23 protein-coding genes and 2 pseudogenes are annotated in these 25,224 nt (G+C 70.3%); 8 read left to right on the top strand and 17 right to left on the bottom strand.

The window, feature by feature from the left end:
* The first annotated feature begins 124 nt into the window (after positions 1 to 124).
* Positions 125 to 820, top strand: coding sequence for a YoaK family protein (locus AB0B40_RS12835; RefSeq protein ID WP_362263898.1), 696 nt, complete (start codon positions 125 to 127; stop codon positions 818 to 820).
* 75 nt (positions 821 to 895) lie between these two features.
* On the opposite strand, the gene AB0B40_RS12830 is transcribed toward AB0B40_RS12835, so the two are convergent.
* From AB0B40_RS12830 to AB0B40_RS12800, 7 genes and pseudogenes are all read right to left on the bottom strand, one after another.
* Complete coding sequence (locus AB0B40_RS12830; protein ID WP_345058435.1) at positions 896 to 1,615, bottom strand: YoaK family protein; 720 nt, start codon at positions 1,613 to 1,615, stop codon at positions 896 to 898.
* A gap of 72 nt (positions 1,616 to 1,687) precedes the next feature.
* Positions 1,688 to 2,338 carry a response regulator transcription factor gene (locus AB0B40_RS12825; protein WP_362263897.1) on the bottom strand — a complete coding sequence of 217 codons (651 nt, stop codon included), beginning with the start codon at positions 2,336 to 2,338 and terminating at the stop codon, positions 1,688 to 1,690.
* Between the two features lie 119 nt (positions 2,339 to 2,457).
* On the bottom strand, positions 2,458 to 3,627 hold the full coding sequence (locus AB0B40_RS12820; protein ID WP_362263896.1) for an ATP-binding protein: 1,170 nt from the start codon (positions 3,625 to 3,627) through the stop codon (positions 2,458 to 2,460).
* Positions 3,628 to 3,896: 269 nt separating this feature from the next.
* Positions 3,897 to 4,717 (bottom strand): annotated as a pseudogene (locus tag AB0B40_RS12815) (MerR family transcriptional regulator).
* Positions 4,718 to 4,943: 226 nt separating this feature from the next.
* Complete coding sequence (locus AB0B40_RS12810) at positions 4,944 to 5,228, bottom strand: hypothetical protein (RefSeq protein WP_362263895.1); 285 nt, start codon at positions 5,226 to 5,228, stop codon at positions 4,944 to 4,946.
* A 283-nt stretch (positions 5,229 to 5,511) separates the two neighbouring features.
* The gene (locus AB0B40_RS12805; RefSeq protein ID WP_345058425.1) at positions 5,512 to 5,697 is read right to left on the bottom strand and encodes a hypothetical protein; all 186 of its coding nucleotides are present in this window, start codon (positions 5,695 to 5,697) and stop codon (positions 5,512 to 5,514) included.
* A 106-nt stretch (positions 5,698 to 5,803) separates the two neighbouring features.
* Positions 5,804 to 7,159, bottom strand: a complete 1,356-nt coding sequence (locus AB0B40_RS12800; RefSeq protein WP_362263894.1) for an MFS transporter — start codon at positions 7,157 to 7,159, stop codon at positions 5,804 to 5,806.
* A gap of 181 nt (positions 7,160 to 7,340) precedes the next feature.
* Here AB0B40_RS12800 and AB0B40_RS12795 point away from each other — a divergent pair, with 181 nt between their 5' ends.
* Complete coding sequence (locus AB0B40_RS12795) at positions 7,341 to 7,793, top strand: helix-turn-helix domain-containing protein (protein WP_345058421.1); 453 nt, start codon at positions 7,341 to 7,343, stop codon at positions 7,791 to 7,793.
* 98 nt (positions 7,794 to 7,891) lie between these two features.
* Here the strand turns inward: AB0B40_RS12795 and AB0B40_RS12790 are convergent, their stop codons facing one another.
* Together AB0B40_RS12790 and AB0B40_RS12785 are read right to left on the bottom strand one after the other, a co-directional pair.
* Positions 7,892 to 8,392 (bottom strand): hypothetical protein, encoded by a 501-nt coding sequence (locus AB0B40_RS12790; RefSeq protein WP_362263893.1) that lies wholly within the window; start codon positions 8,390 to 8,392, stop codon positions 7,892 to 7,894.
* 377 nt (positions 8,393 to 8,769) lie between these two features.
* On the bottom strand, positions 8,770 to 9,546 hold the full coding sequence (locus AB0B40_RS12785) for a hypothetical protein (protein WP_362263892.1): 777 nt from the start codon (positions 9,544 to 9,546) through the stop codon (positions 8,770 to 8,772).
* Positions 9,547 to 9,933: 387 nt separating this feature from the next.
* On the opposite strand from AB0B40_RS12785, the pseudogene AB0B40_RS12780 reads away from it, so the two are divergent.
* Positions 9,934 to 10,332: pseudogene (locus tag AB0B40_RS12780) on the top strand (hypothetical protein); the annotation flags it as partial.
* Between the two features lie 19 nt (positions 10,333 to 10,351).
* Here AB0B40_RS12780 and AB0B40_RS12775 read toward each other — a convergent pair.
* Positions 10,352 to 11,659, bottom strand: a complete 1,308-nt coding sequence (locus AB0B40_RS12775) for an MFS transporter (protein ID WP_362263891.1) — start codon at positions 11,657 to 11,659, stop codon at positions 10,352 to 10,354.
* 313 nt (positions 11,660 to 11,972) lie between these two features.
* Between AB0B40_RS12775 and AB0B40_RS12770 the strand changes: the two genes are divergently transcribed.
* From AB0B40_RS12770 to AB0B40_RS12760, 3 genes are all read left to right on the top strand, one after another.
* On the top strand, positions 11,973 to 12,407 hold the full coding sequence (locus AB0B40_RS12770; protein ID WP_345058413.1) for a VOC family protein: 435 nt from the start codon (positions 11,973 to 11,975) through the stop codon (positions 12,405 to 12,407).
* Positions 12,408 to 12,489: 82 nt separating this feature from the next.
* Positions 12,490 to 13,149 carry an MSMEG_1061 family FMN-dependent PPOX-type flavoprotein gene (locus tag AB0B40_RS12765; RefSeq protein WP_345058411.1) on the top strand — a complete coding sequence of 220 codons (660 nt, stop codon included), beginning with the start codon at positions 12,490 to 12,492 and terminating at the stop codon, positions 13,147 to 13,149.
* 444 nt (positions 13,150 to 13,593) lie between these two features.
* Positions 13,594 to 14,766, top strand: coding sequence for an alpha/beta hydrolase (locus tag AB0B40_RS12760; protein WP_362263890.1), 1,173 nt, complete (start codon positions 13,594 to 13,596; stop codon positions 14,764 to 14,766).
* A gap of 122 nt (positions 14,767 to 14,888) precedes the next feature.
* On the opposite strand, the gene AB0B40_RS12755 is transcribed toward AB0B40_RS12760, so the two are convergent.
* The 6 genes from AB0B40_RS12755 to AB0B40_RS12730 form a co-directional block, all read right to left on the bottom strand.
* Positions 14,889 to 16,340, bottom strand: a complete 1,452-nt coding sequence (locus tag AB0B40_RS12755; RefSeq protein ID WP_345058407.1) for a pyridine nucleotide-disulfide oxidoreductase — start codon at positions 16,338 to 16,340, stop codon at positions 14,889 to 14,891.
* Between the two features lie 31 nt (positions 16,341 to 16,371).
* On the bottom strand, positions 16,372 to 17,511 hold the full coding sequence (locus AB0B40_RS12750; protein ID WP_345058405.1) for an MAB_1171c family putative transporter: 1,140 nt from the start codon (positions 17,509 to 17,511) through the stop codon (positions 16,372 to 16,374).
* Positions 17,512 to 17,594: 83 nt separating this feature from the next.
* Positions 17,595 to 18,758 carry a hypothetical protein gene (locus AB0B40_RS12745; RefSeq protein WP_345058403.1) on the bottom strand — a complete coding sequence of 388 codons (1,164 nt, stop codon included), beginning with the start codon at positions 18,756 to 18,758 and terminating at the stop codon, positions 17,595 to 17,597.
* Complete coding sequence (locus AB0B40_RS12740; RefSeq protein ID WP_345058401.1) at positions 18,755 to 19,369, bottom strand: toxin; 615 nt, start codon at positions 19,367 to 19,369, stop codon at positions 18,755 to 18,757. Before AB0B40_RS12740 ends, AB0B40_RS12745 begins: the two co-directional genes overlap by 4 nt.
* A gap of 118 nt (positions 19,370 to 19,487) precedes the next feature.
* Positions 19,488 to 20,114 carry an XRE family transcriptional regulator gene (locus AB0B40_RS12735; RefSeq protein ID WP_362263889.1) on the bottom strand — a complete coding sequence of 209 codons (627 nt, stop codon included), beginning with the start codon at positions 20,112 to 20,114 and terminating at the stop codon, positions 19,488 to 19,490.
* Positions 20,115 to 20,472: 358 nt separating this feature from the next.
* On the bottom strand, positions 20,473 to 21,426 hold the full coding sequence (locus AB0B40_RS12730) for an immunity 49 family protein (protein WP_362263888.1): 954 nt from the start codon (positions 21,424 to 21,426) through the stop codon (positions 20,473 to 20,475).
* 311 nt (positions 21,427 to 21,737) lie between these two features.
* On the opposite strand from AB0B40_RS12730, the gene AB0B40_RS12725 reads away from it, so the two are divergent.
* Entirely contained in the window at positions 21,738 to 22,226 is a 489-nt protein-coding gene (locus AB0B40_RS12725; protein ID WP_345058395.1) for a carboxymuconolactone decarboxylase family protein, read from the top strand.
* A 128-nt stretch (positions 22,227 to 22,354) separates the two neighbouring features.
* On the opposite strand, the gene AB0B40_RS12720 is transcribed toward AB0B40_RS12725, so the two are convergent.
* Positions 22,355 to 23,290, bottom strand: a complete 936-nt coding sequence (locus AB0B40_RS12720; protein ID WP_345058393.1) for a LysR family transcriptional regulator — start codon at positions 23,288 to 23,290, stop codon at positions 22,355 to 22,357.
* 133 nt (positions 23,291 to 23,423) lie between these two features.
* On the opposite strand from AB0B40_RS12720, the gene AB0B40_RS12715 reads away from it, so the two are divergent.
* On the top strand, positions 23,424 to 24,668 hold the full coding sequence (locus AB0B40_RS12715; RefSeq protein WP_345058391.1) for an MFS transporter: 1,245 nt from the start codon (positions 23,424 to 23,426) through the stop codon (positions 24,666 to 24,668).
* Positions 24,669 to 25,224: the final 556 nt, after the last annotated feature.

The raw sequence follows: 25,224 nt of genomic DNA, 5'->3' as shown, positions 1-25,224 counted from the left end.
ATACAAGGGGATGTCGGATGCCATGCCGCGGTCCGGGGGCGCTCCGAGGCCTGCGTCCGTGCCGGGGGACGGGACCGCGCGCGGGGCGGGTGCCCCGGCGACGGACCGGTCGGTGCGTCTCGGGGTGCTGCTCGCACTGGTCGGCGGCGGTCTGGACGCCTATACGTTCATCAGCCGCGGGGGAGTCTTCGCCGGTGCGCAGACTGGCAATGTGGTGCTGCTCGGGGTGGCGGCCGCACAGCGGCACTGGTGGCAGGCACTGGGCCATGTCCCTCCGCTGGTTGCCTTTCTGGTAGGGGTCCTGGTCGCCGAGACGCTCAGGAGGCCGAGGGTGGCGGCGGTGCTGCGCCGGCCGGCGTGTGTGGCCATGACGCTGGAGATCCTGGTGCTCGCGGCGGTCGGTCTGATTCCCGCCAGTGCGCCTGATGCGCTGGTCACCGTCCTGGTCGCCTTCATGGCTTCGGTACAGATGTCGACGTTCCGCACGCTCGTCGATGCTGTCTACAACAGCACGATGACCACCGGGAATCTCCGGTCGGCCATGCAGAACGCCTATGCGGCCGTGGTTGCCGGGGACCGGGAGGCCGGGCGGCGGGCGGGGCAGTTCGCCTGTGTGGTCCTGGCGTTCCTCGCGGGAGCGTTCGGCGGCGGCTGGCTGACCTTCGTCTGGGGAGTGCGTGCGGTCTGGGCCGCGTGCGTGGTGCTGGCGGTGGGTCTGTGCCTGTTCGTCCACGACGAGCGCATCGCGCGCAGGCCCGGCAGGCCCGGCAGGCCCGACAGTCCCGGCGGCTCCGGTGGCTCCGGTGAGGCGGGGCGCTGAGGGGTGCCTGTGGGGCGGCTGTCCGGCGGTGGTGTGGCGGTGTCGTGGCGAGGACGGGTGGTCAGGGGCGGGTGGTCAGCGAAGGGGCGGGCGTGGGGGCGGCGGCGACGGGGGTGTCGTCGTGTGGCGCTGCAGTTGTCGTGTCTGGTGGATCAGGGTGAGGAGGACGGAGGTGAGCAGGGCGGCGGCCGTGCCGATCGCGGGGGCGCCGACAAGGCGGGTCATGATCGCGCCGCCCGCGGCGCCGACCACGAACGCGGCGACGATCGTGCCGTAGCGTCCCGCGCGGCGCGCGTCCGCCGGTTCTCTGCTGGTCATCCACTGATGCGCGGCGACGAGGGCCTTGAGGAGGTTCCCGCTCTCAGCCAGGGTGGTGTACGGGGCGTCGCGCAGTGTGGTGAAGGTGGAGAACTGCAGTGCGGCCACGAACGACACCGTGACCGTGGTGATCTCCTCCGGCAGGTCGGCGGGCAGCGCGGCGATGGCCGCCAGAGCCGTGATCTGCAGGGTGAGTACGAGCCGCAGTGGCCGGCGTACCCGTCGTTCCACCCGCGGCAGGCCGAGTACCTCCACGAGCAGGACGCCGACGCTGAAGGCGACGATCGGCACCAGCAGAAGGACCGCCGGGCGCCAGTGCCGGGCCGTGGCCTGCACGCACAACAGCAGGAAGTTGCCCGACTGCAGGTTGGCGAAGACGTGGTGGCGGATGAACGTGTACGCGTCGAGGAATCCGCCGACGGCGGCCAGCTGCGCCCCGACGGCAAGGGTGTCGGGGCGCCGGTGGATTGTGGCCATGTAGGACAGCATGCATGAGGGGGCCCGTCCGGCCGGGGGCGGACACCCGGGACTGAGCAGGTGGCGGGGTGGTTATTCGAGGAGGCCGCGTCGCATGGCTTCCGCGACCGCGGCGGCTCGGTCGGACACTTTCAGTTTCTCGTAGAGGCGTTGGGTGTGTGTTTTGACGGTGCTGGTGCCGAGGAACAGTTCCTGCGCGATCTGGGGAATGCTGAGACCGCGGGCCATGCCGGTGAGGACCTGTCGTTCGCGCTCACTGAGCGTGGGGGTGTTCTGGGAACGGCGCAGGCGGATTTCTTCGGCGAGTCCGCCGGTGACCTCGGGCGGTACGACGGTCTGGCCGCGGGAGATCGCCCGGACGGCCTCGACGACTTCGGAGCGTTTGCTGTCCTTGGTGAGAAAGCCCGCGGCTCCTTCTTCTATGGCCCGGTACACCGAGGAACTGTCGGTGAATGCGGAGAGCAGGAGTACCCGGGTCGGGGCGTGGTCTCGCACGAGGGCGTGGAGGACCGCGATTCCGTCGAGGTCGGGCATGCGTAGGTCCAGTACGGCGACTTCCGGTTCTTCGCGGCGGATGATGTCCAGTGCTTCCCGGCCGTTCTCGGCTTCGGCCACTACGTCGATGAATCCGCTCAGTTGCAGCGCGCGTGAGATGCCTTCCCGGAACAGGGGGTGGTCGTCGGCGATGACCACGGTGATGCGGGCGGGATTCGGCGTTGCCACGGCGATCGGACCTTTCGTCTGCAGGTGCCGCTGTATATGGGGTCGACCGGCTGATCTTCGATGGCTTGAATCAAGCGTAGGTGAGTTTCGTCGTCGGGGGGCGTACCGCTGGTGAAGGGCTATCTCCGTGGAAGGACGGCTTCTACGGTGGTGCCGCCGTCGGTGTTGGTGCGCACGCTGAAGGTGCCTCCCATGCCTTCGATCCGTGCGCGGTGCGAGGCGATCCCGATGTGTCCCGATGACAGGCTGTGGGCCATGGCGTGGGGTGCCATGCCGACGCCGTCGTCGGCGACCGTCAGCCGTACGCTTCCCGGTCCGTCTTCCTGCAGGGTCACGGTGACGTTCTTCGCCTGGGCATGCTTGACGACGTTCTCCAGGATTTCGCGGGCCAGCCAGAACAGCGGCCGGTCCGCCGAACCAGCGGTGGTGATGCCGGAGCGGACCTGTGCGTGGAATTTACCCCGCTCGGATGCCTGCTGGGTCAATTGTTCCAGGGCGGGTACCAGACCTCCGGAGACCAGGACTTCGGGATGCAGGGTCCGTACCGACGAGCGGAGCTGTCTGCTCGCCGTGGTGAGCGCCTGGTCGGCACGGCGCAGGGCGTCGGCCGCTTCGGGAGTGGATGCCGCCTCGTCGATGAAGTGCCTGGCCGCCAGGATGTTCTGCAGTGCTCCGTCGTGCAGCACCTCGGCGATCTTCCGCTGTTCTCTTTCTTCGGCCGCCATTATGCGCTCCAGCAGCCGCAGGCGGTGTTCGGCCAGCTGTCTGATCGACCTGACCCGGTGCTGCTGGACGTCCGACAGAAGGACGCAGCCCGCGCAGACCACCAGGATGAACAGCGTATGGACGAGGGTGAAATGCCAGTACGGCTGTTGCAGATGCCCGATTCCGGTACCGACGGCGTAGCTCGCCGCGGCCAGCACCCCCGACGCAGCGGTGAGGGCCGGCCTCATCTGGAACGAGGCGAGAACGGGTATGAACAGAAAAATGTCGGCCGATATCGGCGAGCTCCAGTTCGGGTCGGAGAAGTTCCCGGAAACCGCCGTCAGCGCGGTCAGCAATGTCAGGTCGACCAGCGGGTACACCCAGCCCGGCAAGGGCCTGTAGGACTTCCAGGCCGCCCACAGCGCCCGAAAGGTCCAGGCCGTGTAGGCGGCGGCCAGCCCCACCGACAGCTGCAGCTGCTCGGAGGGTGGGAACACCGCCAGGTCCGCCGCGAACGCGATGACGACGGCGATACGGAGCATCGCCTGCCATCGGAAGGCCCGCTGCAGGTGCAGGGCAGGCATCTCGGCTGCGCTTGCGTGTTCGGGCGGGCGGCCTTCAGCGGGCCCGAACGCGTCCGGAGGTGTCATGGCGTCCTCTTCCGGGCCGCTTCACCGTCGGGATGACAATTTTATGCCGTAGGGAGCACGCAGGGCGGCGGGTATGCGGCTGACCAGGACGAGCCACCCCCGCCTGACCAGCCGAATTCCGGCCCACCCCCGCCGCGGCGACGCGCTCCGCCCGCCTGCTGTGCGGAGTCGGACCGCGCCGACCTGGCCGTGAAGGGGGCTGCTCAGGCCGGGGTCACCGGGGCCTGGAGTTCGGTCACCCAGTCGTCGCGGTTCTGGGGGCACTCCAGGTTGATCTCGCGGGGGTATCCGACGGACCGGTAGCCGCTGGCGTCGATCCAGCGGGTCAGTGTCTGGGCGGTGGGCAGCACTGTGTCCATCGCGCCGCGGTGCACGATGGTCGCGGCGGTTCGAGGCTGGGCAGGTCGTGAATGCGCACGGTGCCGTCCCGGGGCGGGGCACTGACCTGGACGGCGGCGTGGACGCTGATCCTTCCGTCGCCTTCGGGGGCGTCCTCGTAATAGGCGACGCCGGGGCCGGTGGGGGCGATGCCGGCGGCGTCAAGGCGCCGGAACAGCTCGTCGTAGAGCGGTGTGATGACGGGACCGATGTCCGCGGGGTCGAAACTCGCGGCGGTCGAGGTCAGCTCGGCCACTCGGATGGTGGGGACACGTTTGAGGACGACGTCGTTGGTGGGCATGCGCCCCTCGCTCTCGATCGCTCGGAGCCTGGCCTCGACCTGGACCAGCCGTGCCTGCGCGGCCGCGACGGCGGTCTCCAGTTCGGCCCGCCGCAGTCGCAGCATGCCGCGCAGTTCCTCGGCTCCGGTTTTCGCGTCCACGATGCTGCCGACCTGGTGGAGCGTGAAGCCGAGGTCTTTGAGCGCGATGATCCGGTTGAGGCGGGCGAGCTGGGCGGCGGTGTAGTAGCGGTAGCCGCTGGCGGGGTCGACATGGGCCGGACGCAGCAGTCCGGTGGCGTCGTAGTGACGCAGCATCCGCACTGAGACACGGCCGTGCCGGGCGAAGTCTCCGATGGTGAACATGATGGCTCCGAGCTGACCGCCTGACACGGTGTGAGGGTCAAGACGCTACCCGGCGCTCGGCACACCTCGGACACAAGGGGGTATGTCGAGTCGGGGTGCGGAAGGGGCACACGGTCGTCAGGCGCGCCAGGTAACCCGGGAGGCCGAGCGTAGGAGCCCGGGAACCTAGGAGCCCAGGAGCCCAGAACAGGATGGTTTCACCGGGGCCGGCCGTCACCGGTGGCCGTCACGGGGGGTTGGCCGCCATCCGGCAGGCGCCTGTCGCGGCACCACCCGCGACACCGGCCTCGGTCAGGGCGTTCACGCAGCCCCGCAGGTCGTTGTGCACACCTCGGGTGCACGCCGCTGTGACGGCGTCCGAGACGCCGACACCCGCATGCTGGACCATTTTGGTGCAGGCGGGGATGTCCGCCTGGGCGGCGGGTGCGGTGAGCGCCACGCCACCCAGGGCGATGGTCGCAGCGGTCAGGACGCCGCAGACACGGGAGAAGAAAGGGGCCGACATGCGCATGGAAAGCACCTGCTTTGCGGATGTGTCGGAGAGAAACGCGGATTCAGGCACGCCGGGCGGCAGACGCGGCCGGTAAAAGGCCGTAGGGCCCCGATCCCCCGCCCCGTCGCCTCGGCGGGACCGCCCCTCCTTCGTCCGACGCTAGAACACCCCACCCCCGCCCGCACGTTGACCCGAGGGCCGGAAGTCGCACACCTCTCCCACCGGTACGGATGCCCTCCGTCGCTGGACCACGGCCGGCTGACCAGGTGAGCCTCAGCCTTTCCTCCGGGCTCGAAGGTCTTCACCGGCCGTTTCGGGCGGTGCGTTCGGCGTGCCGCGCCAAGAGGGCAACCCGCTTTTCCGCCGCGGCCCGGACCGGATACGCCCCGAAGAACTCTCCACAGGGGTTGTAGACCTCGAATCGGTCGGCTATCTGCTGAATCATGAAACCGCCTCGACTGCGAGCGGGCGGGTACTGAATGGTCATGATTCCGATCCTTCTTCCGGCATTGCGGCTGGGCGGGGGAGGACTTCTCAGGAGCCCGTCGAAGGGGACCTGCTCACAGTCTGGACAAGGTCCCCGGCCCGTCTGATCAACCGACCGGTGGAGCGGGCGGGGGATCGCGCTGTAGACGGCACGGAGGACACCGCGAGGCCGGATGGGTGGGCGGCCCGGCGCCGACTGCGCGGCGAACCCCGGTGAAGGAGTTCTCCGGTCCCCACCGCCTGTCGGCCGTCATTTCCGCCTCTGGCACGGCGAACGCTCGGTCTTCGCGGCGGGGCGGCACTTCGGTGACGGGGTCCGGGGCGCTGCGCCGGGTGAACGCCCACAGCACCAGCCCGAGGCAGCTGAACGCGGCACCCAGCGCGCATACGGCACCCCAGCCGGCCACGCTGTAGAGGGTGGTCGCGGCGATGGCACCGGTTGCGCTGCCGATCGAGTAGAAGACCATGTATCCGCCGATCAGCCGGCTGCCCGCGTCGGGGCGCACCGCGTAGATCAGTGTCTGGTTGGTGACATGGACCGCCTGCACGGCGAGGTCGAGAAGGATCACCCCGACGACGAGGGCCCAGAGCGAGCTGCGGATGAAGGCCAGGGGCAGCCACGAGGCGGCGAGCAGTGCCAGGGCGAGTCCCGTGGTCCGACGGGGAAGACCGCGGTCGTTCAGACGGCCCGCCGCGGCCGCGGCCAGGGCGCCGGCCACACCGATCAGTCCCAGCGCCCCGATGGCGCTGTGGGGCAGGAAGTACGGGGCCTCGCTGAGCGGCAGCGCGACGCTGCTCCACAGGGTGCTGAAGGCGGCGAAGATCAGCAGACCGAACACGGCCCGGAGCCGCAGCAGCCGTTCCTGCGCGAACAGGGTGATCGTGGAGTGCAGGAGCTGTCCGTAGCGCAGGGTCGTGGGCGGAGCCGTACCGGGGCGTGGCAGCACTCGGTGCAGGATCAGGGCGAGCAGCGCGGTGAGCGATGCCGAGGAGAGGTAGACGGAGCGCCAGCCCGCGAGATCGGCGACGAGGCCGGATGCGGTCCGGGCGAGCAGGATGCCGATGACCACGCCGCTGGTGACCAGACCGACGACCCGTCCGCGTTCGGCGGGAGGGGCCAGTGAGGCCGCGAAGGCCACCAGTGTCTGCGTGACGACCGCGAGAAGCCCTGTCGCGGCCATGCCCGTGAGCAGGATCGCCGCCGTGTGGGCCGCGGCCACCACCGCCAGCGCCACCACCAGGAGCAGCAGTTGGGCCACGATGAGCCGTCTGCGGTCCGCCACGTCGCCCAGCGGCGCGAGGAAGAAGAGCCCCAGCGCGTATCCGATCTGTGTGAGGGTGACCACGCTGCCGATCAGTGCCGGGCTCATGGCGAGGTCGTGACCCATGGTCACCAGGAGCGGCTGGGAGAAGTAGACGTTGGCCACCGCTGCCCCGCAGGCGACGGCGAAGAGTGCGACCACGCCACGGGACGGGGCGAACGCGGGACCTGCCCCGCCTGGGCTTCCGTTCGGTCGTGTCACGGTCTCACCGTCTCCGGGCATCGTGCACTCCTCCGCACATTTGGTTGCATCTTGTTACCGAATGACCGTGACGGTAGTCCTGTTGGTAGCATGTTGCAACCAGATGAGAGTGAGGGACGCCATGGTGACCAGGACGCGGTTCGACGACAGCGAGTGCCCCGTTGCCCGGTCGGTGGACGCGATCGGCGACTGGTGGTCCTTGCTGATCGTGCGGGACGCCTTCGACGGAAGCCGGCGCTTCGGGGAGTTCCAGCGCAGTCTCGGCGTGGCGAAGAACATCCTCACCGCGCGTCTTCGCACCCTGGTGGCAGGCGGTGTCCTCGAATCCGTCCCCGCCTCGGACGGCAGCGCCTACCGCGAATACGTACTGACTCCGAAGGGCAGGGCGCTGTTCCCCGTCATCGTGGCACTACGGCAGTGGGGCGAACAGCACTTCTTCGCCCCCGGCGAACCGCACTCGGAATTGGTCGACCGCCGACAGGGGCAGCGCCTCCGGGCGCTCGAAGTACTCTCCGCGGACGGACGAAGGCTGAACCCCGACGACACCACCGTCCACAAGATCTCCCCCCAGTGACCCGAACCCACCCCGGAGACGACCCGACACGAAGCGGCACCCCGCAGAGATCGCCTCCGCGAGGTGCCACATTCCTTCCAACTGTCAGTTCCTACGAGTCACCCCTGGGTGCCTCCCTGGGTGTTCCCGTTGCCGCCGCCCTGGGTGCCTCCCTGGGTGTTGCCATTGCCGCCGCCCTGGGTGCCTCCCTGGGTGTTGCCGTTCCCGCCGCCCTGGGTGCCTCCCTGGGTGTTGCCATTGCCGTTGCCCTGGGTGCCTCCCTGGGTGTTGCCATTGCCGTTGCCCTGGGTGCCGCCCTGGGTGTTGCCGCGGCCGTTGCCCTGGGTGCCGCCCTGGGTGTTCCCGTTGCCGTTGCCCTGGGTGCCGCCCTGGGTGTTGCCGCGGCCGTTGCCCTGCGTGCCGCCCTGGGTGTTGCCGGCCTTGTTGCCCATGTCGTCCTGGTGGCGCTGCTGGTGATGCTGGCTGGACGCGTGCGAAGCCGTGTGGTGGTTCATCGGGGCGGCTTCGGCGCTCGCCATACCGAGGCCGCCGGCGGCCAGAGCGGCGATGCAGGAGATACCGGCGATGCGGGCGGCTATGTGACGTCGAGAGTTGTTCATGGGAAAACCTCTGATTTCTAAGTTCGGGGGGGAATGTCGTTCCCGGTGTCCCGGTGGATGAGCTTGCGTAATTCATTTCAGCCGCTGCGGTGGCTGCCGTGTGTCCCCCGATCGGCGGACCGGACGGCTGACACGTCTGTCGGCCCGTCGGCCCCTCGCCCCGACGACCCGACGACCGAGAAGGGCACACGCCCGGCTTGGGACGGCAGCCTCCGGCCAGGGCCGTACCAGAGTTCGCGCACCCGTACCCGCACCTGAGCCCGGCTCGCCCCGCTGTGGCCGGCCGCCGGAAACGGCAAGGCCCCCGGGCGGCGGTGGGGGACGTAGCACGTCCGCTCACCGGCCCGGGGGCCCCGCTCGTCACGACAGCGGCGGTCTCAAGACCTCATCGCGTCGGCAGCCACCTTGAACGAGTCCGTGATGAGCTGCTCCGTGACCTTCGCGGTGGCCTCCTCGGTGGCCATCTCCAGCGAGGAAGTGATCAGCCTCTTCGTCGTCCCGTCGATGCCCTCGGTGGCACCGGCCGTGCCGCCCTGGGTGTTGTTGGTGCCGCCCTGCGTCGCACCCTGAGTGTTGTTGTCCCCGGCGCCCTGGGTCGCTCCCTGGACGTTGTTGGTGCCGCCCTGGGAGCCGCCCAGGGTGTTGCGGGTGCCGTTCTGCGTGCCGCCCTGGACGTTGTTGGTGCCGCCCTGGGCACCGCCCTGCGCGTTGTCCTTCCCCGCCTGGGTGCCGCCCTGGACGTTGTTGGTGCCGCCCACAGTGCCGCCCAGGGTGTTGTTGCTCCCGCCGGCCTGCATGCCGCCCTGGACGTTGTTGGCCCCGCCCTGGGCAGCGCCCTGGATGTTGTGGTCCCCGCCCTGCGCGGCGCTCTGCGTGTTGCCGATACCGCCCTGGGTGTTGCCGTTGCCGCCCTGCGTGCCGCCCCGGCCGTCATCGACGACCTGGACGTTATTGCTGTTACCGTCCCCGTTGTCGACGATGTCACCGACGAACCCGCCATTATTGACGAACCCGCCGTTATTGAAGATAATAGTATACTTGGCGGAGGGTTCGGGGTCGTAGCGGAATTCCGCGGAAGCCTGGCTCGCTGTTGCGCCCGTCAGTGCCATGGCGGCGGCAAAAGACAGGGTCGTGTAGAGGCCTACCCGTTTCACGGCAGCCCTTTCTTGCGGTAGGTAGCAGATAGGATTTCCTGCCCGACCAAAGTGTCGTAAATCGTCACTCCATATCTAGAGCGACACGGTGATGTCACCCATACAGAGTGCGCACCGGCTCCACCTGTGACCGTACGAAAAACCTGTGCCTCCTTTTCTTTATGCGGTGCTTGGACAGGCCGGTCCGTATTCCCCACGGCCCGGTGCAGGACTGCGCCCATGCCGGTGGACTCGGCGGCCCGTACGCGCAACGGCCCCCGGGCAGGCTGGACATGTGCGGCACCGGCCGGCCGGAGCCGCGGCCTGACGCCCCCTCAGGCCGCTCCGCTCCGGCAGGCCGTGCCGCCGTTCGTCCACGCAGCCGGGACGTGTCGGCGCACGCTCACCGAGTGGCGGCTGTGGGTGACTACCGTCTTCCTTCCCAACATCCAGGCCATGCGCGACCTCGTCATCAAGCATGCGGACTTGCTGAGCGAAGCAGAGATGCCGCCGCTCTTGCTCCAAATGTGCGCGCATGTGTCGGGCTACGAGATCACAGCCGCCCGGTGGGCGCAGGGAAACCAGGACGAGCACCTCTCGGCGGTGTCGTTCCCCGGCGAGGAGCTCGCCGCCCATAAAGGAGTAGGGTGGCGGCCCAGCAGTTTCCCCGGTGTCCTGAATCTCCCGTCAGGAATCCAGCATGAAAGCGGCGGCCAGGATATCGGCGGCACGTCTTTCCACGGCCGCGAACTACCGGAGCCCTGCGAGCAGGGGGCCCGAACGCCTCCTGCCCCCGGCCGGCCGTGACCGGTGACGGCCGTACGGTTCAATGCGGGCGGCGCGCCTGCTCAGGCCGTTCGTCCTTTCCACGGGTCCGGGCCGGCCGGCACCGGGCGACGAGGCACGCCGGTAGTGCCACGGCGGCGCCGATGTACAGCAGCACCGGGTAGCCCAGGTCGTGCACGATCTGTCCGCCTGCGGCACCGGCCAGAGACAGCCCCACGAACAGCGCGCTGTTGTTCCACGACAACATGGTGGTCGCCCGCCGGGGGAACGTGTCGAGCAGGTGGCGCTGCTGGGCGGGGAAGAAGGCGTAGGCGGCCGGCGCGAACAGGGCCAGCGCGCAGGCCAGCGCCCAGGTGGTGGGGAACACCATGGCCACGACGGCTTCCAGTACGGCCGTCAGCGCCAGCGCCGACCTGGTGATGCGCACGGGATCGACCCGGTCGGCGAACCGGCCGCCGACCTGCCCGCCGACGACGGCGCCGACGCCGTAGACGACCAGCAGCCACGTCACGGCGGTGGCCTGGCCCTCGGTGTGCAGCGCGACGGCCAGAAAGGTGTACAGGCTGTACACGGAGAAGGCCCACAACGCGGTTACCGCGACGGCGGACGCCGCGGCACCCGCAGCGGATCGCCCGGCCCGCCGAGGTCCCCCCGGTGCCCCTTCCAGTGCTGGTGCCCCTTGCAGTGCCAGTCCCGGAGGCCCTTGCGGTCCGGACCCGTCTCGCGGCTCCGTCGGCGAGGCGGTCGCCGGGACCGGATGGGCACGCCACACGAACGCGTGCGGGAATGCCAGCAAGAACGTGCCCGCGGCCAGGATGACGAAGGCCGCCTGCCAGCCCACGTACCGCCCCAGCAGCGATCCGGCCGGCGCGCCCACCCACAGGGCGGTCAGCAGGCCCGATCCCACCACGGCCAGCACCTGTGCCCGAGCCTGGGGCCTCGCACGGCTGCTGACCAGGGCGTACACGGTGGGGCCGGTGGCGGCGGCCGCGAGGCCGGCGACGGCGCGGGCCACCAGCAGCATGCCGAAACCGGGTGCCAGAGCGGTGCCGATGTTGGCCGCTGAGAACAGCACCAGAGCGGCCACCAGGACCGTGGCGCGGTCACGTCGGTCGCAGAGCCGGCCGGCGACGGGCGAACCCACCACGTAGGCAACCGAGAAGGCGGTGACGAGCAGGCCGGTGCCGGCCGCTGATACGGCGAACGACGCTGCGATGTGGGGCAGCAGCGGTGCCACCACGAAGAGGTCGGTGCCCACCAGGAACTGCGTCAGCCAGGCCAACGCCACCGGCCCGGCGGACAGGCCGGGCACCGTCTCTTCGGCCGACTCACCGCGGGGCGAGCGCATGCTTCGACGCTAGGGCCCGCACTGGGGAGCGGCCATCGCAGACACGCACGATCCAGGACTGACTACGGGACCACCGCGTCGGCTGTGGACCGCGACGGTGCTCTCCCGGCGGTGCCGGGGCCGGTCGTGCGTCCGAGCGCTACGGTTCGGCCGGCCTCGTCCTCGCCACCCTCGGTGGTCTCACAGACCCCGTGGTATGCGAACCCGTGGGACATCCACACGACACGGCAGCGGCTCCGGAGGACCATCCACGCGTCAAACTGCCCCCGCCTACCGGGAGATGAGCAAGAGACCTCCCTGCTATGGTGCGCCGATGTCATCGATCAAGCAGTTCCAGGTCACCTTCGACTGCGCGGAGCCTGAGCGTGTCGCTCGCTTTTGGTGCGAGGTGTTGGGGTACGTCGTACCGCCTCCGCCGGAGGGTTTCACCACGTGGGACGATTTCGACCGCTCCCTGCCTGCTGAGGAGCAGGGGTCATGGTTCGCCTGCGTCGATCCCTCGGGTGTGGGTCCGCGACTGTTCTTCCAGCGTGTTCCTGAAGGCAAGGCCGTCAAGAATCGGCTGCATCTCGATGTGCGGGCCGGAACCGGACTCGTGGGTGAAGAGCGCCTGGCCACGCTTGAGGCCGAGTGCGCACGACTGGTCGCGCTCGGCGCGGTACGCGTGCGGCTACTGCCTGCCGATGACGACAACGAGTCGTGCATCGTGATGCAGGACGTCGAGGGCAACGAGTTCTGCCTCGACTGAGTACCGGAGAGGAAGGGTCACCGGCCGGTCCGCCCACCACCGACCAAGATCAACCGCAGGTCGGCCCATTAGGGTCGGAGGCATGACGACACCCCTTGCCAGCAGCGCCTTCGACTCGCTCCGCCGCGACGCCGTGCCCGACCAGGAGGCGTTGCGCCAGGTGTACGAACTTCCCGGCGACGCGGCCGTGCGTAAGCAGATGACCGAACTCACCGAGCCGACCCGGCGGTTGATCGGCTGCTCATCGCTGGTCCTGGTCGCCAGCGCGGACGCCGAGGGCAACTGCGACGTCTCCCCGCGCGGCGGCCCCGCCGGGTTCGTCGCCGTCCTGGACGCACGGACGGTGGCGATACCGGACGCTACCGGCAACAAGCGGCTGGACACACTGCAGAACGTCATCGCCACCGGACGCGCCGGGCTGCTGTTCGTCATCCCGGGACGCACCACGACGCTCAGGGTGAACGGCCGGGCCTGCGTCTCCACCCGCCCGGAGTTGCTGTCGCAGCTGACCGCCGTGGGAAAGCCGCCGGCCAGTGCGCTGGTGGTGGGGATCGAGGAGGTCTACCCGCACTGCCCCAAGTCGCTGCTGCGCAGCGCGGCCTGGAAGCCGGAGCAGTGGCTGCCGGCGGACGCCCAGCCGACCTCGGCGGAGGTGACGCTGGCCCAACTGCGCATGCCGGAACTGACGATCGCCGACATCGAGCGGGCGGAGGCGGACTCGCTGAAGTACCGGTACGAGTAACGAGCCTTGCGGGCTTCGTCAGAGAGGGCGTGCTGTGCTCCGCGCAGTGGCGCGGCGGCCAGTGGCACGATCCGGTGATCTTCTCCGTGCTCCGTGCTCCGTGCTCCGCGCGGAGCGGTCCGGCGGCGAACCGACGTGACCAGCGCGTACATGAGAGCAGCGGCCGTCACGGGCAGGGACGACACGCGCTGACGGAGCCGGAGCACGGCGTCGTCGGGGGCGTCTGCTGCGAGGCAGAGGGACTTTGCACCTCGCACCCGACGCCACTCGAGATCGATCCTGACACCGCCCTGACCTGGGCATTTCGAGGCCGCTGACAGAACCGGGCTCTCGAGCGGCGCCGTGCCGAGGTGTCCCGTCTGGCCTAACCCTGATGGTGTACGCCCTACGGACCAGTCACGATTACCGAGGGGGTCGACTCCTTCACGTAGGGAACCCGCAGACATGAGAGCAACAGACAGGGGAGCGATACGCACCCTGCCCAGGGCCCGCCGCCTGCGCCACCTCGCCGTGGCGGCGTTCCTGACCGCGACGGCGACCATGATGAGCGCCTGCGGCACCGTTCGTGAGGGCGCCGCCCCGGATACCGCCCAGGGCAGAGCGGCGGTGGCCGCAGGGGCCAAGTACGTGCCGTGCGGCAACCCGCCGCAGAAACTGGAGAAGATCGACCAGGACTTCCTGGACCAGCTCGCGGCGGCCGACGGCAAGCCGCTGTACGACCTGTCGTACCCGGCCGCCCGTGACGTGCTGAACAAGCTCCAGGCGGGCCCCGTCCCGATGCTGCCCGCGCAGATCACCCAGCGCACCGTGCCGGGCGGCCCGACGGGCCCGGTCAAGGTGCACGTCGTGCGGCCCGCGGGCGTCAAGGGGACGCTGCCCGGCATCGTCTACATCCACGGCGGCGGCTGGGTCCTCGGCAACTTCAAGACCCACGAGCGTCTCGTCCGTGAACTCGCGAACGGTGCCCGCGCCGAGGTCGTCTTCGTCGACTACACGCCCTCTCCCGAGGCCCGGTTCCCGGTCCCGATCGAGCAGGCGTACACCGTCGCCAAGTGGGTCGGCGCACACGGCGCCGAGATCAGCCTGGACTCCAGCCGGCTGGCCGTCGCCGGTGACTCGGTCGGTGGCGACATGACCGCCGCGGTCACGATGATGGCGAAGCAGCGCGGTGGCCCGCACTTCCGCCAGCAGGTCATGCTCTACCCGGTCACCGACGCCAACTTCGACACGGCGTCGTACTCCCGCTACGCGGAGAACTGCTGGCTCGCCCGAGCCGCCATGAAGTGGTTCTGGAACGCCTACGCTCCGAAGGCCGCTGACCGCGCCAACCCGCTGGCCTCGCCGCTGAAGGCGACCGTCGGGCAACTGCGCGGCCTGCCACCGGCCTTGGTCATCACCGACTCCGACGTGCTGAAGGACTCCGGCAACTCCTATGCCGCGAAGCTCAGGTCGGCGGGGGTGCACGTGACCTCGTCGCACTACAGCGGAGTCACCCACGACTTCATGATGCTCAACGCGCTGCGTGACACGCAGGCCAACAAGGCGGCGGTCGCCCAGACCACGGCGACCCTGCGCGAGGCGCTCTACGCGTCGACGACCCCCCTCGCCGGTAAGTAGGGCGGCAGTCGCACGGGGATCCGATCCCTCCGAAGCCCTTGCCGGCCCGTGCCGCACCGGTGTCCGGTGTCAGGGGCTGACGGCGGTGCCCCGGCAGTGGCCGCGTGCCGGGGCGGGGACGACTACCGGGGTCGGGACGCCCCGGACGCGCCTGGTTGAGCACCGGACTTCTCGAGCCGGTCCAGCACCTCCCGCTCGGACGGCCGTAGAGGAGGCTCGAACGTCGGGGAAAGGGCGGGCCCGTTCAGGGCGGCCAGCACCACCTTCGGGCGCAGCACCCGTGCCGGAGGCGCGGTGAGACCGGTGACGTCCCACAGGGCTGCCGCTGCGTCGAAGGAGCCCGTGGCGGCTCTGGTCAGCCGGCGTGTGTACCAGGCGGCGAGCCGGTCGGTGAAGGCCGGTTCGCCGCCGGCCACGCCCGGGTACAGGACGTCCATCGCGACGGCGGTGGACCACGCCATGTCGACGTGGCGCGCCGCGCCGCGGAGAACGCGTCGGGAGAGGCCAGGACTTGTCAGGCCGCCTCGCAGTTCCCGGGCCAGCACCTGAGCACCGAGTGCGGCGACGGACATGCCCTGCCCGTAGGCCGGGTTGAAGGTCGCCAACGCGTCGCCGAGCGTGACGAACCGCTCCGGCCACCGCACCGACTTCTCGAAGTACCGGCGGCCGTTGCTGGTGCTGCGGCCACGGCTGACCACCACATCGGTGAGGGCCTCGGCACCGCGGATGAGGTGACCGACGATGGGGTGCGGCAGGTTGAGGGTGTACTCGAGGAAACCCTCGGGATCCGCGGGGGGTTCACCGCCCCGGGTTCCGCCCGCGCTGACCATCCACCGGTTGCCTTCGATCGGCAGCACCATGGCGCTGCGGCCTGGCCGGCCGTTGTACGGGTTCGCCTGGACCAGGGTCAGGGGAAACGATTCGGCCCCGGCCGGTATGCGGTATATCCGGGTGGCGTTGGTGAGGCCGGAGTCGATGTTCCTTTCCTCGATGCCGGTGATGCCGATGTCGTGCAGCCACTTCAGGCTGCCGGAGCCCCGGCCGCTGGCGTCGACGACCAGGTCGGCTTCCAGCTCGGGGCCCAGCCGGGGGTCCGCCGCGCCGCTGATGCGGACACCCCGCACACGCTGGGCGTCGCCCAGGAGGCCGTCCACGGTGGCCTGATGGATCGAGATGTCGGGGTGGCACTCCAGCAGGGCCTGCCGCAGGACCCACTCCAGCAGGGCCCGGGTGCAGGTGATCATGTGGGGGCCGTCCCGTCTCCATCGGTGGAACCACCCGCTGTCAGGAGTGAGGGCCAGCATTCCGTTGCCGAACGCGACCTCATGTGCCCCTGCCTTGAGGAGGCGGTCACGCACGCTCACCGGCAGCAGGGACTCCATGGCGGACAGGCCGCCGGCCATGAGCAGGTGGGCGTGCCGGCCCTGGGGGACACCACGCCGGTTCGCCGGGTCCTGGGGCAGCTCGTCCTGGTCGAGAAGGTGTACCTGTAGTGCGGGTTCGGCGCGCGACAACGCGGCTGCGGCCAGCAGGCCGGCCACGCCTGCTCCGATCACGACGGCTCTGTGTGACAACTGACTCTCCTCGTAGGGTCGTGAGACGGCTTCACTGGATTCCCATCTGCTGCGGTGCCGCCCGCTGGTGGCGGTGCACCACATGCGCCAGCTCCACCAGATCGACGGTGACGCGGAACTTCTCGGGCGGATCGGCCGGGCCGGCGCCGCTGCCCGAGGCACGGCGTATGCCATCGATGATCATCGCCTTCTCCGAGGCGACGCGGGCCCGTTCCCGCCCCTCACCACGCTGCACCGCTGCCGCGTACGTCGTGTGGCCGACGCGTTGGTCGACGTACGCCGTCAGCTGCAGCAGGGCGTCACGGATGTTCGCTTCGAGCAGGTAGAGCCGGCTGCTCGGCAGCTGCCACCACAGCTGCCACCACGTCGGTTCCGCGACCGGCGGGGTCGTCGCGACGTCCTTCACCGCCAGCCACAGGGGCCGCAGGGCGCGGTAGGTGGCCAGACTCTGCCGTTCCGTGGCGGCGGCGGACGCCAGACGCGGCAGCACGAATCCGGCGGAGTAGATCAGAGCGCCGAGAGCGGCGGCCGGCGGAGCGACGTTCGTGGACAGGAAGTCCAGGTCGTAGCCGAGCCAGCGGGCGACGACCGCGGTGACCTTGGCGAGGGTGAAGCCGAGAGCGTCGAGCAGCAGGCCGGCCAGGATCAACCGCAGGCCGGTACGCAGCAGCCCGGTGACCTCGTCGCGTGCCCACTTCAGACAGACCGCGCTCAACACGATGGTGCTCGCCAGATGACCCAGGAGGTAGAGAGTGATCATCTCCCTCATGTACGGGGTGTTCGCGTAGTAGGTGTCCAGGTCTCTGAGCCGCTCCTCGTGCGAGCCCGCGAGGCAGAACAGCGCGACGATGGCGATGATCAGCGTCCCGTAGACGGCGACCGCCATCCGGGTCATGCGCCGTATCCGCTCCTGGGGGCCGCCTCTCCAGTGGATCAGCAGGATGATCAGCGAGCAGCTCAGGGCGGAGATGGAGCTGTACGTCAGCGGGGCGCCGATGTTGGAGACACCTACGGCGTGGTTGACGGCGGCGAGTGTCACCGGAGCGGACCAGAAGAAGCACACCGCGGCGATGAACGCGGTGGCCCGGGTGGCGATGGACAGCGGTGAGCGGGCAGTCCTGCGTGGCCGGCGCAGCAGCAGGGCGGCCAGAGCCAGAAGGAAAGATGCCATATACACAACGAGACTCATCTTTCGGGACTCCGTTCACGTCCGCTGGCGGTGTCTGTGGGGGGTACGTGCACCGGGATGTGCGGTCACACTGAACGGGCCTCGGCACGGCCCGGATCGGTGGCTCGCGCTTGCTGGCCGGACCGCTTCACGGCATCGGCGATCAGGACCAACGACTCGCCGTCCCGCGGATGGGAGAGCCGGGCCGGTGCGCCGGCGGCCTCCAGAAGTGGCTGGGTGCTGCGCTCCACGGCCGCGGCGATGGTCGCGGCCCACGCCGTGGAACTGGCTCTTCTCCAGTCGCCGGTTCTCTCCAGCTCCGCGTCATGGGCCTCGTCGTAAAGCGTCTCGTCGTAGAGCGTCTCGATCGCGAGGAGACCGTTGTGGATGGTGCTCCAGCGCCAGGTACCCCACAGAAACGGGGAGCGCGGGCGCTCCACCCGCAGCGCACGGTCGGTGAGAACCGGATCCAGCACGGCATCCAGGGGCGCCAGACGGAAGAAGTCACGCCACGCCGCAAGATGATGGCCTGCCATGGGAAGCAGAACCCCCACCACCGTCAGCACAGCACCCAGACCGGCACAGACAGGGGGCAGGGAAGTCCCCAGCGTCACCCAGTCGCGGCCGGCCCACCGGGCGAGGACGGCGGCCAGCTTGGACAGGCTGTACCCGGAGCTGACGACCGTGCCGGCGCCGATGGTCAGCAGACTGGCCCGCAGCCAGGGCCGTTCGCAGACCTCCGCCTCGAAGGCCCAGCGCAGCGACCAGACGGCACTGACACTCACCGCCGTCAAATGCGCGACCAGGTAGAGCACCACCATGGCGGAGATCCAGGGCGCGGTCGCGTAGTACGTGTCGAAATCGCTACGGCGTTCCTCGCCGGCGTCCCCGAGTACGAACAGGACCGCGATACCCGCCAGAACAGCGGCGTATCCGGTGATCCAGCGGCGTGCCGTCCGGCGCAGACCGGGGCCGCCGCGCCAGCAGGCGATCAGCAGCAGCAGCGCCGCGCTGTACGCGGTGATGGAGGCATAGGTCAGTGGGGCGGCCAGGTTGGGCACGCCGCTCACCCGGTTGATCACCCGCACGGAAGCGGGCGCTCCGAAGAGGAAGCACAGCGACGCGAACGCCAGCGCGCCGTTGATGGCGCGCAGCGAGGGGTCACGCCAGTGCCTGACCAGGTCCGGCAGCTTCACCAGCAGGCCGATCCACAGCAGGCCGCAGCTTATGTAGTTGATCGACCCGCTCATCTCCGGTTCCCCCGATAGTTGAGAGCGTCCGCGATGCGGCGTGCCGTCTCGCCGGTGATCACGTCCCGCTCCATCAGTGCCCGCATCTCCTGGCCGACGCGGATCCCGAACAGTTCGGCCTCCTTCTCGGGGTCCTCGTCGAAACGCGAGCGCGCGGCGGCCGACCGGGCGCCGTGCGCGTGCGCCGACTCCAGGGCGTCCCAGGCCCCGCCCGCCAGCTGCTCGGGCGAGAAGCCGTCCTTCTGCCGCATGTGCCACAGCTCGTGACCGAAGATCTGCGCCTGGTGCCAGACCTCCGCGTCCTGCTCGATGATGACGTCGTCCCGGTCCGCACGCTCCAGCCACATGCCCGTGGCCTTGAACTCGCGCGGGATGTGCACCCTGTGCACCACGAGCCTGCGCTCACCGCGCCACTGCCTGGCGGATTCCACCAGGGCCTCGAAGAGGGCTTCGGGACCTGCCGGGGTATCGCCCTGCGGTGTGCCCTCGTCCACGCCGACACCGATGAGCCGCTGCCGGACCGGAGCGATGAGCGTTTCGGCGAACTGCCGCATCTGCCTGTCGCGCTCGCGTAACCTCTGCCACTGGCGAAGCCGGGTCAGAGGAGTCATAGTCCGTCCCGGCAGCTCGGGGAAGGCCGGGCGCCGCCGGCCAGGGCAGGTTCCCGACGGGCGCCGGGGACGTCGGGGGAGTGCGCAGGGTACGGCGTCGTCCCGCCCGGCTCCCCGCTCACGGCACGCGCTCCTTGTGGTCCTGGGAGGCGTGGTCCTGGGAGGCGGCGTCGGCTTCGCCGGGCCGGGTCACGGCTTCCGCCCACTGGGCCATCGCCCGCACCCCGCTGGGTGACACGAACCCGCGCGCGGCCAGCCGAAGGATCTCCGGCGTGCGCAGCTGCCCCAGGGGATCCGACTTGTACTCCAGTTCGTGCAGGCGTTGTTGCAGCGCTTCGTGGAGCGCCTCCGGTTCGTCGGCGAAGAAGAATCCGGGCGGCAGCAGGAAGAACCTGCGCAACCGGTCGGCGGACTCCAGACTGGGCATGCCCTTCTTGCGCCACTCGCTCATCGTCTGACGGGTCACGCCCGCGGCCGCGGCGATCTCCTCGAGGGTGTACCGCTTGCCGTCGTCGCGCCGGCGGGTCTCGCGGAGGAAGTCCAGCCGCTGCCGTACGCGCTGCGCCACCGGGATCGTTTCGGCCCGGCCCCCCGCGAGCAGGGTCCGTACGGCGGGCTCGGGGATCCCCGTCTCCAGCGACAGCCCCTGCGCGTCGAGCACATCGGTCAACCGCGCGCACCCGGAGGCATGCCGGATGCGTTCCAGGGTTCCGGCCAGTCTTGCGTAGGCATCGTCTGCTGCCACCGAGCATTCTCCTGGGAGCGTCGCTGATCTGGGGTGGGACCTACGCGAGGGTATCCGCATCGCCGTAACCGGTCGACCGTGTCGGGAAAGCTGCTGAGCGGGCAGGTCTGGCCGCCCGCCCACCGGGTCGACGACGGCACCAGGCGCCCCGTACGTCGCGAGCCCTGTCGCCGGTGACGTCGGCCGGGAGCCCGGTCAACTCCGCCCGCACCGCGACCGGTCCGACATTTCCCGCCGCCGGCTTCCCCGGGGAGCCTCCCGTCCAGGCCCTCCGCACCTACCGGGGCGCCACCTGGACCGGCAAGCCCCCGCGCCCCGACGGCCGCGGACCGCCTGCGGACAGGGCTTGACGCCACGGCTACTTGGCGGCCCAGTAGCCCAGATCGCTGACGCCGATCGCCTCCGCCTGCTGTACGGCCTGGGGCGAGCCCAGCAGCTCCTGGGGCAGGTAACCGGAGCGGACGCCGAGCTGCCAGCCGTGCACCTGCACCGCGAGGGCGGCGATGGCCAGCGAGCCGAGCGGAAGCAGGGAGGCGGGGGCCGGGTCAAGCCCCGCGTTCTGCCGGTGTGCGACGAGGTGGGCCGTGAGCGCTTGTTCGAAGGCGGTCCGGTCATCGTCGAGGAGTACACGAAGCAGTTGCTGGCCGGGCGCCAGGGGGCCTGCCGCGTCCAGGCGCCGGGCGGCTTCGGCGCGCTCGTCGGCGTCCGGCTTGCACAGCGGCACAGTGGGCCAGTCGCGGGGCAGGTGTCCCGCCGCCCGGGTCAGGTAGCCGCACAGGGCGTCCATCGTCGCCGTGTCCGCCGGATCGGATGCCGGGGTCGGCTTCGAGTGCGGTCTCCCGTCGTGGACGGCCGGCGCGTAGTCATCGCGCAGGAGCAGACCTATCACCCGCTGCCAGTCCCACACCAGACCACTGACCAGACACAGCGCGAACGCATCCAGCCACGTCCTGGATACCGGAGCGAGGTCGACACCGCCGCCGAAGGTTGTGTCCTCGCTGCTGAGCCGCTCGCCGATGAGCGGGAGGGCGACCTCCTGGTCGCCGTCGGGGAAACAGCCGATGCTCAGCGCGCCCAGGGCACATTCCGCCGCGGTCCGCAGTGCGAGCCGGGAGGCGTCGTCGAGTGCACGCGCCCGCACCGTGCGCGCGGCGACGTGGTCCAGGAGTTCGGTTGCCATCTCTCGCAGTTCCTGTGAGGAGGCGCCGTCGTGGAGCAGGCGGTGCCACCGCCGCCGGACCCGTCCGGTGATGTCGTCGAGAGCCTCATCCATGCGCTGTTCGCTGATGTCGTGGCGCGTCAGATCGGACACAGCCGCCGTCCCTTCGTGATCTTGACCGGCAGGAGGCGGCACGCTATCAGTGGCCACCGACGGCCCTGCCCACACCCGGCTCTGCCATGGGCGCCGACGCGGGTTCGTCCTCACCGCCCGTGGCGGGCCCGACGCAGTCGGCCGGTCCCGCACCCCCGGCCGTGATCACGCGTCAGAGGTGTCGCGGCGGCGCCGCACTGCCGTCCTCCGGCACTGGGCCAAGAACTTCTCCGCACTCCTGTCACATCCGTGTGCGCCGATCCGTCAGTGCGCTGAAGACGCCGGTCAGGCCGAAACGAAGGAGAACAGCCATGACGAACACCTCCATCTCCCGGATGCCCGACCCGGGGAAGTTCGTGCCCGAGCTGAGCGACATCAGCGCCGCCCTCTTCCGGGCCACGGGCAACCGGTCGGTGCCGCGTACCACGATGAACCTCATCCACCTGCGCGCCGGACAGATCGTCGGCAACACCTACCTGACGATTCTCAACACGGGCTTCCTGCGCAAGGCGGGGGAGTCCGAGGAGCGCATCACCGCCGTCTCCTCCTGGCAGGACGCTCCCTACTTCACCGGCGCCGAACGCGCCGCCCTCGCCCTGGCGGAGGCGACTCTCCAGCCCGCGCCGCACGGCAAGGAGCGGGTCAGCGACGCGTTGTACGCCGAGGTGGCGAAGTACTACGACGACAAGGCGCTGGCCACCCTGACCGTCGCGATCGGCCAGATCAACTTCTTCATCGCCCTGGCCGTCATCGGCAAGCCGCAGCCGGTCAGCTCACTCGCCGACGAGCAGTGGGACTGACCGGTACAACGGCCACGCAGGTGCCGCCCCCACGTTCCACGTCCCGCCGGGTACGGCCTCACGGCCGGGCCCGGACCGGGGCGCGGTGGGGTGCGGTGCGGTGCGGGTGAACGGTGACCGGAGGGCGCTCAGCGCGGCATCACCCAGCCCGGCGTCCAGGTTCCGGCGGCGTCGTGCCTGGCCGCTGTGGCGGCGAGGTGGGCGCGGAGGGTGGCCAGCGCCGGGTGGGGGTTGTCGCGGTGCCAGAGGAGGGAGTGCGGGTAGACGGGCGTCGGGTCGGTGACCGGAATGCGGCGCAGACCGTGGCCGGCGGGCCAGATGAGGCGCGTGTGCTCGCCCATGAAGGTGGCCAGGGCGGGGGTGTCGGCGATGGTGTCGAGCAGCGCGTCGGAGCCGAAGTTGGGTCCGGTCGCCTCGATGGTGAGATCGAACTCGGCCACCAGCTCGTCGTAGTAGGCGGTCCACTCGGTTCCGGGCGCGAGGCCCGGCATCCAGATCCGGTGCCCGGCGAGCTGAGCGAGGGTCACCGACCGGGCGCCCGCCAGGGCGTGGGCGGGGCCGGTCAGGAGTTGGAGCGGTTCATCGAGTACCCGGACGGACTCGATGTCCTCGGGAAGGGGCCGACCGGGCGCGGCGACGGCGCGGAAGGACGCGTCGATCGTGCCGGAGCGGATGGCGGTGAGGGCCGTGTCGATGTCGAGCAGCATGACCACGTCGAGGTCGATCTCGGGGTGCGCGCGGTGGAAGCCGCGCATCAGGCCCGACTGCGCGCCGCGTGAGGCGATCACGTCGACGCGCAGCGGCCGGCGGCCGGTGCGCACGGAGTCGACCGCGCGCTCGGCGACGCGTAGCAGCTCGCGCGCGTGCGGCAGGAACGCCTGCCCGTCGATGGTCAGCTCGGCGCCGCGCGGAGTGCGGGTGAACAGCCGCACCCCGAGGATGCGCTCCAGCGCGGCGACCCGCTTGGACACGGCCTGCTGCGTCACCGACAGCTCGGCGGCGGCCTCCTGGAACTGCCCCGCGTCGGCGGCGGCGACGAAGGTCCGGACGATGTCGAGGTCCACCCCGACATCCTACGGCCACAACGATCGGTTGTGGCCACCGGCCCTGCGGTTGTTTGATCCCTGATCGTGGGGCTCGCTTTGATGCTTCCGATCGCGCAACGGTTGTGCGGCGATGAGCCGAGGGGTGTCGGGCATGAGGAGCGGGCAGCGGCTCGGGCGGCGGTTCGGATGGCTCTGGGGCGCGTACGGGACCAGCGCGCTCGGCACGTGGCTCGCCTTCGGCGCGTTCGAGCTGATCGCCATCCGGGTGCTGCACGCCGGACCGGCCGAGGTCGCCGCGCTCTCCGCGGTGGGGGCCGCGATGGGCGCGGCCGTGGCGGTGCCGCTCGGCCCGTGGGTGGAATTCCGCCGCAAGCGGCCGGTAATGGTCGCGATGGACCTGGTGCGGTGCGTGGCACTGCTGACGATCCCGGCGGCGTTCGCACTGGGAGCGCTCACCTTCCTGCAGCTCCTGCTGGTCTCGGTCGTCGTCGCGGCGGCCGACATCGCCTTCCGCTCCGCCTCCGGCGCCTATCTGAAGACGCTGCTGCCGGCCGAGCAACTGCTCGTCGCAGGCGCCCGGTTGGAGTCCACGGCCTGGACGACCACGATCATCGGACCGCCGCTGGGCGGCGCGGCGACCGGCCTCCTGGGCCCGGTGGCCACGGTGGTGGTCGACGCGGCCAGCTACCTGCTCTCGGCCCTGGGCATCCGTGCCACGGGCGGGCACGAGCCGCGGCCCGCGCGCCGGCCGGCCGCACGCCTGCGGGCCGGGGACCTGCTCGACGGCTGGCGCTACATCCTCGCCGACGCGACACTGCGACCGCTGTTCTTCAACACCGCCCTGTTCAACGGCCTGGTGATGGCCGCCCAGCCGCTGCTGGCCGTCCTGATGCTCGGCAGGCTCGGCTTCACCCCGTGGCAGTACGGCCTCGCCTTCGCCGCACCCTCGATCGGCGGACTGCTCGGCTCGCGGCTGGCCCGGCCGCTCGTCACCCGGTTCGGACAGCACCGGGTCCTCGTCGTGAGCGGGACCCTGCGCGCGCTCTGGTCGGTCGGCCTGGCCTTCTTCGGACCCGGCACGACAGGACTGCTGCTGGTGACGGGCGTCGAGCTCGGGCTCATCTTCTGCTGCGGGGTCTTCAACCCCGTCTACGCCACCTGCCGCCTCGAGCGCACCACCACCGACCGGGTCGCCCGCACGCTGTCCGCCTGGGCGGTGACGACCAAGGCCTCGACCGCGCTCCTGACAGCCGTCTGGGGTGTGCTGGGCGCCCTGCTCGGCCCGCGTACGGCCATCGGCCTGGCCGGCGTGCTCCTGCTGGCGACGCCCCTCCTGCTGCCCCACCGCGCGGCACCGCTGCGTCCCGAGCCGGAACCGGCACCCCACCACGCCTGACGAGTCCTGGGCGGTGACCGAACCACTGCGGCCCGAAGCCGGCCGACGGTTCCGGCAGCCCGGACGAGGGCGAGCCGGGCGATCTCCCGTCAGACCCGCCGGGCCCCCGAGGGCGAGCTCCGGACCGCGCTCGGGGCGCAGCCGCTCGGCGACGGACTGGCCGGCGACGACTGGCCGGGGGAACCGCACTGCTCCTCACGCCGGGCTGGTGCGCACCTCCTCCAGGTTGGTGCCGGGCTGGTGGCTTTCGTCGACGAGAAGGACGCTGCGGGCGGCCCCTCGTCCGCGGAAGAGGTCGGCCGGGTCCGCCGCCACGCCGGGGGTAACGGTCGTGAATGCGCTCGCTGACCGGTGGCGCGGGACTGCTGAGCCCGACCTCGCGGGGAACCGCAGGCCCCCGTCGAGCCATCCCTCAACCTCAACTCTAGCTTTACGCCGAAAACACCGTCCGCCACCGAAGCAGGTGACAGCCCCACCGGAATCGCCGTGTAGAGTGGAGGAACCGACGCGGGGTGGAGCAGCTCGGTAGCTCGCTGGGCTCATAACCCAGAGGTCG

The organism is Streptomyces sp. NPDC042638, from assembly GCF_040647235.1.
GTDB classification, from domain to species: Bacteria; Actinomycetota; Actinomycetes; order Streptomycetales; family Streptomycetaceae; genus Streptomyces; species Streptomyces rameus.
Note: the sequence above shows the minus strand (reverse complement) of the source record. Positions and strands in the feature narration are given on the sequence as shown.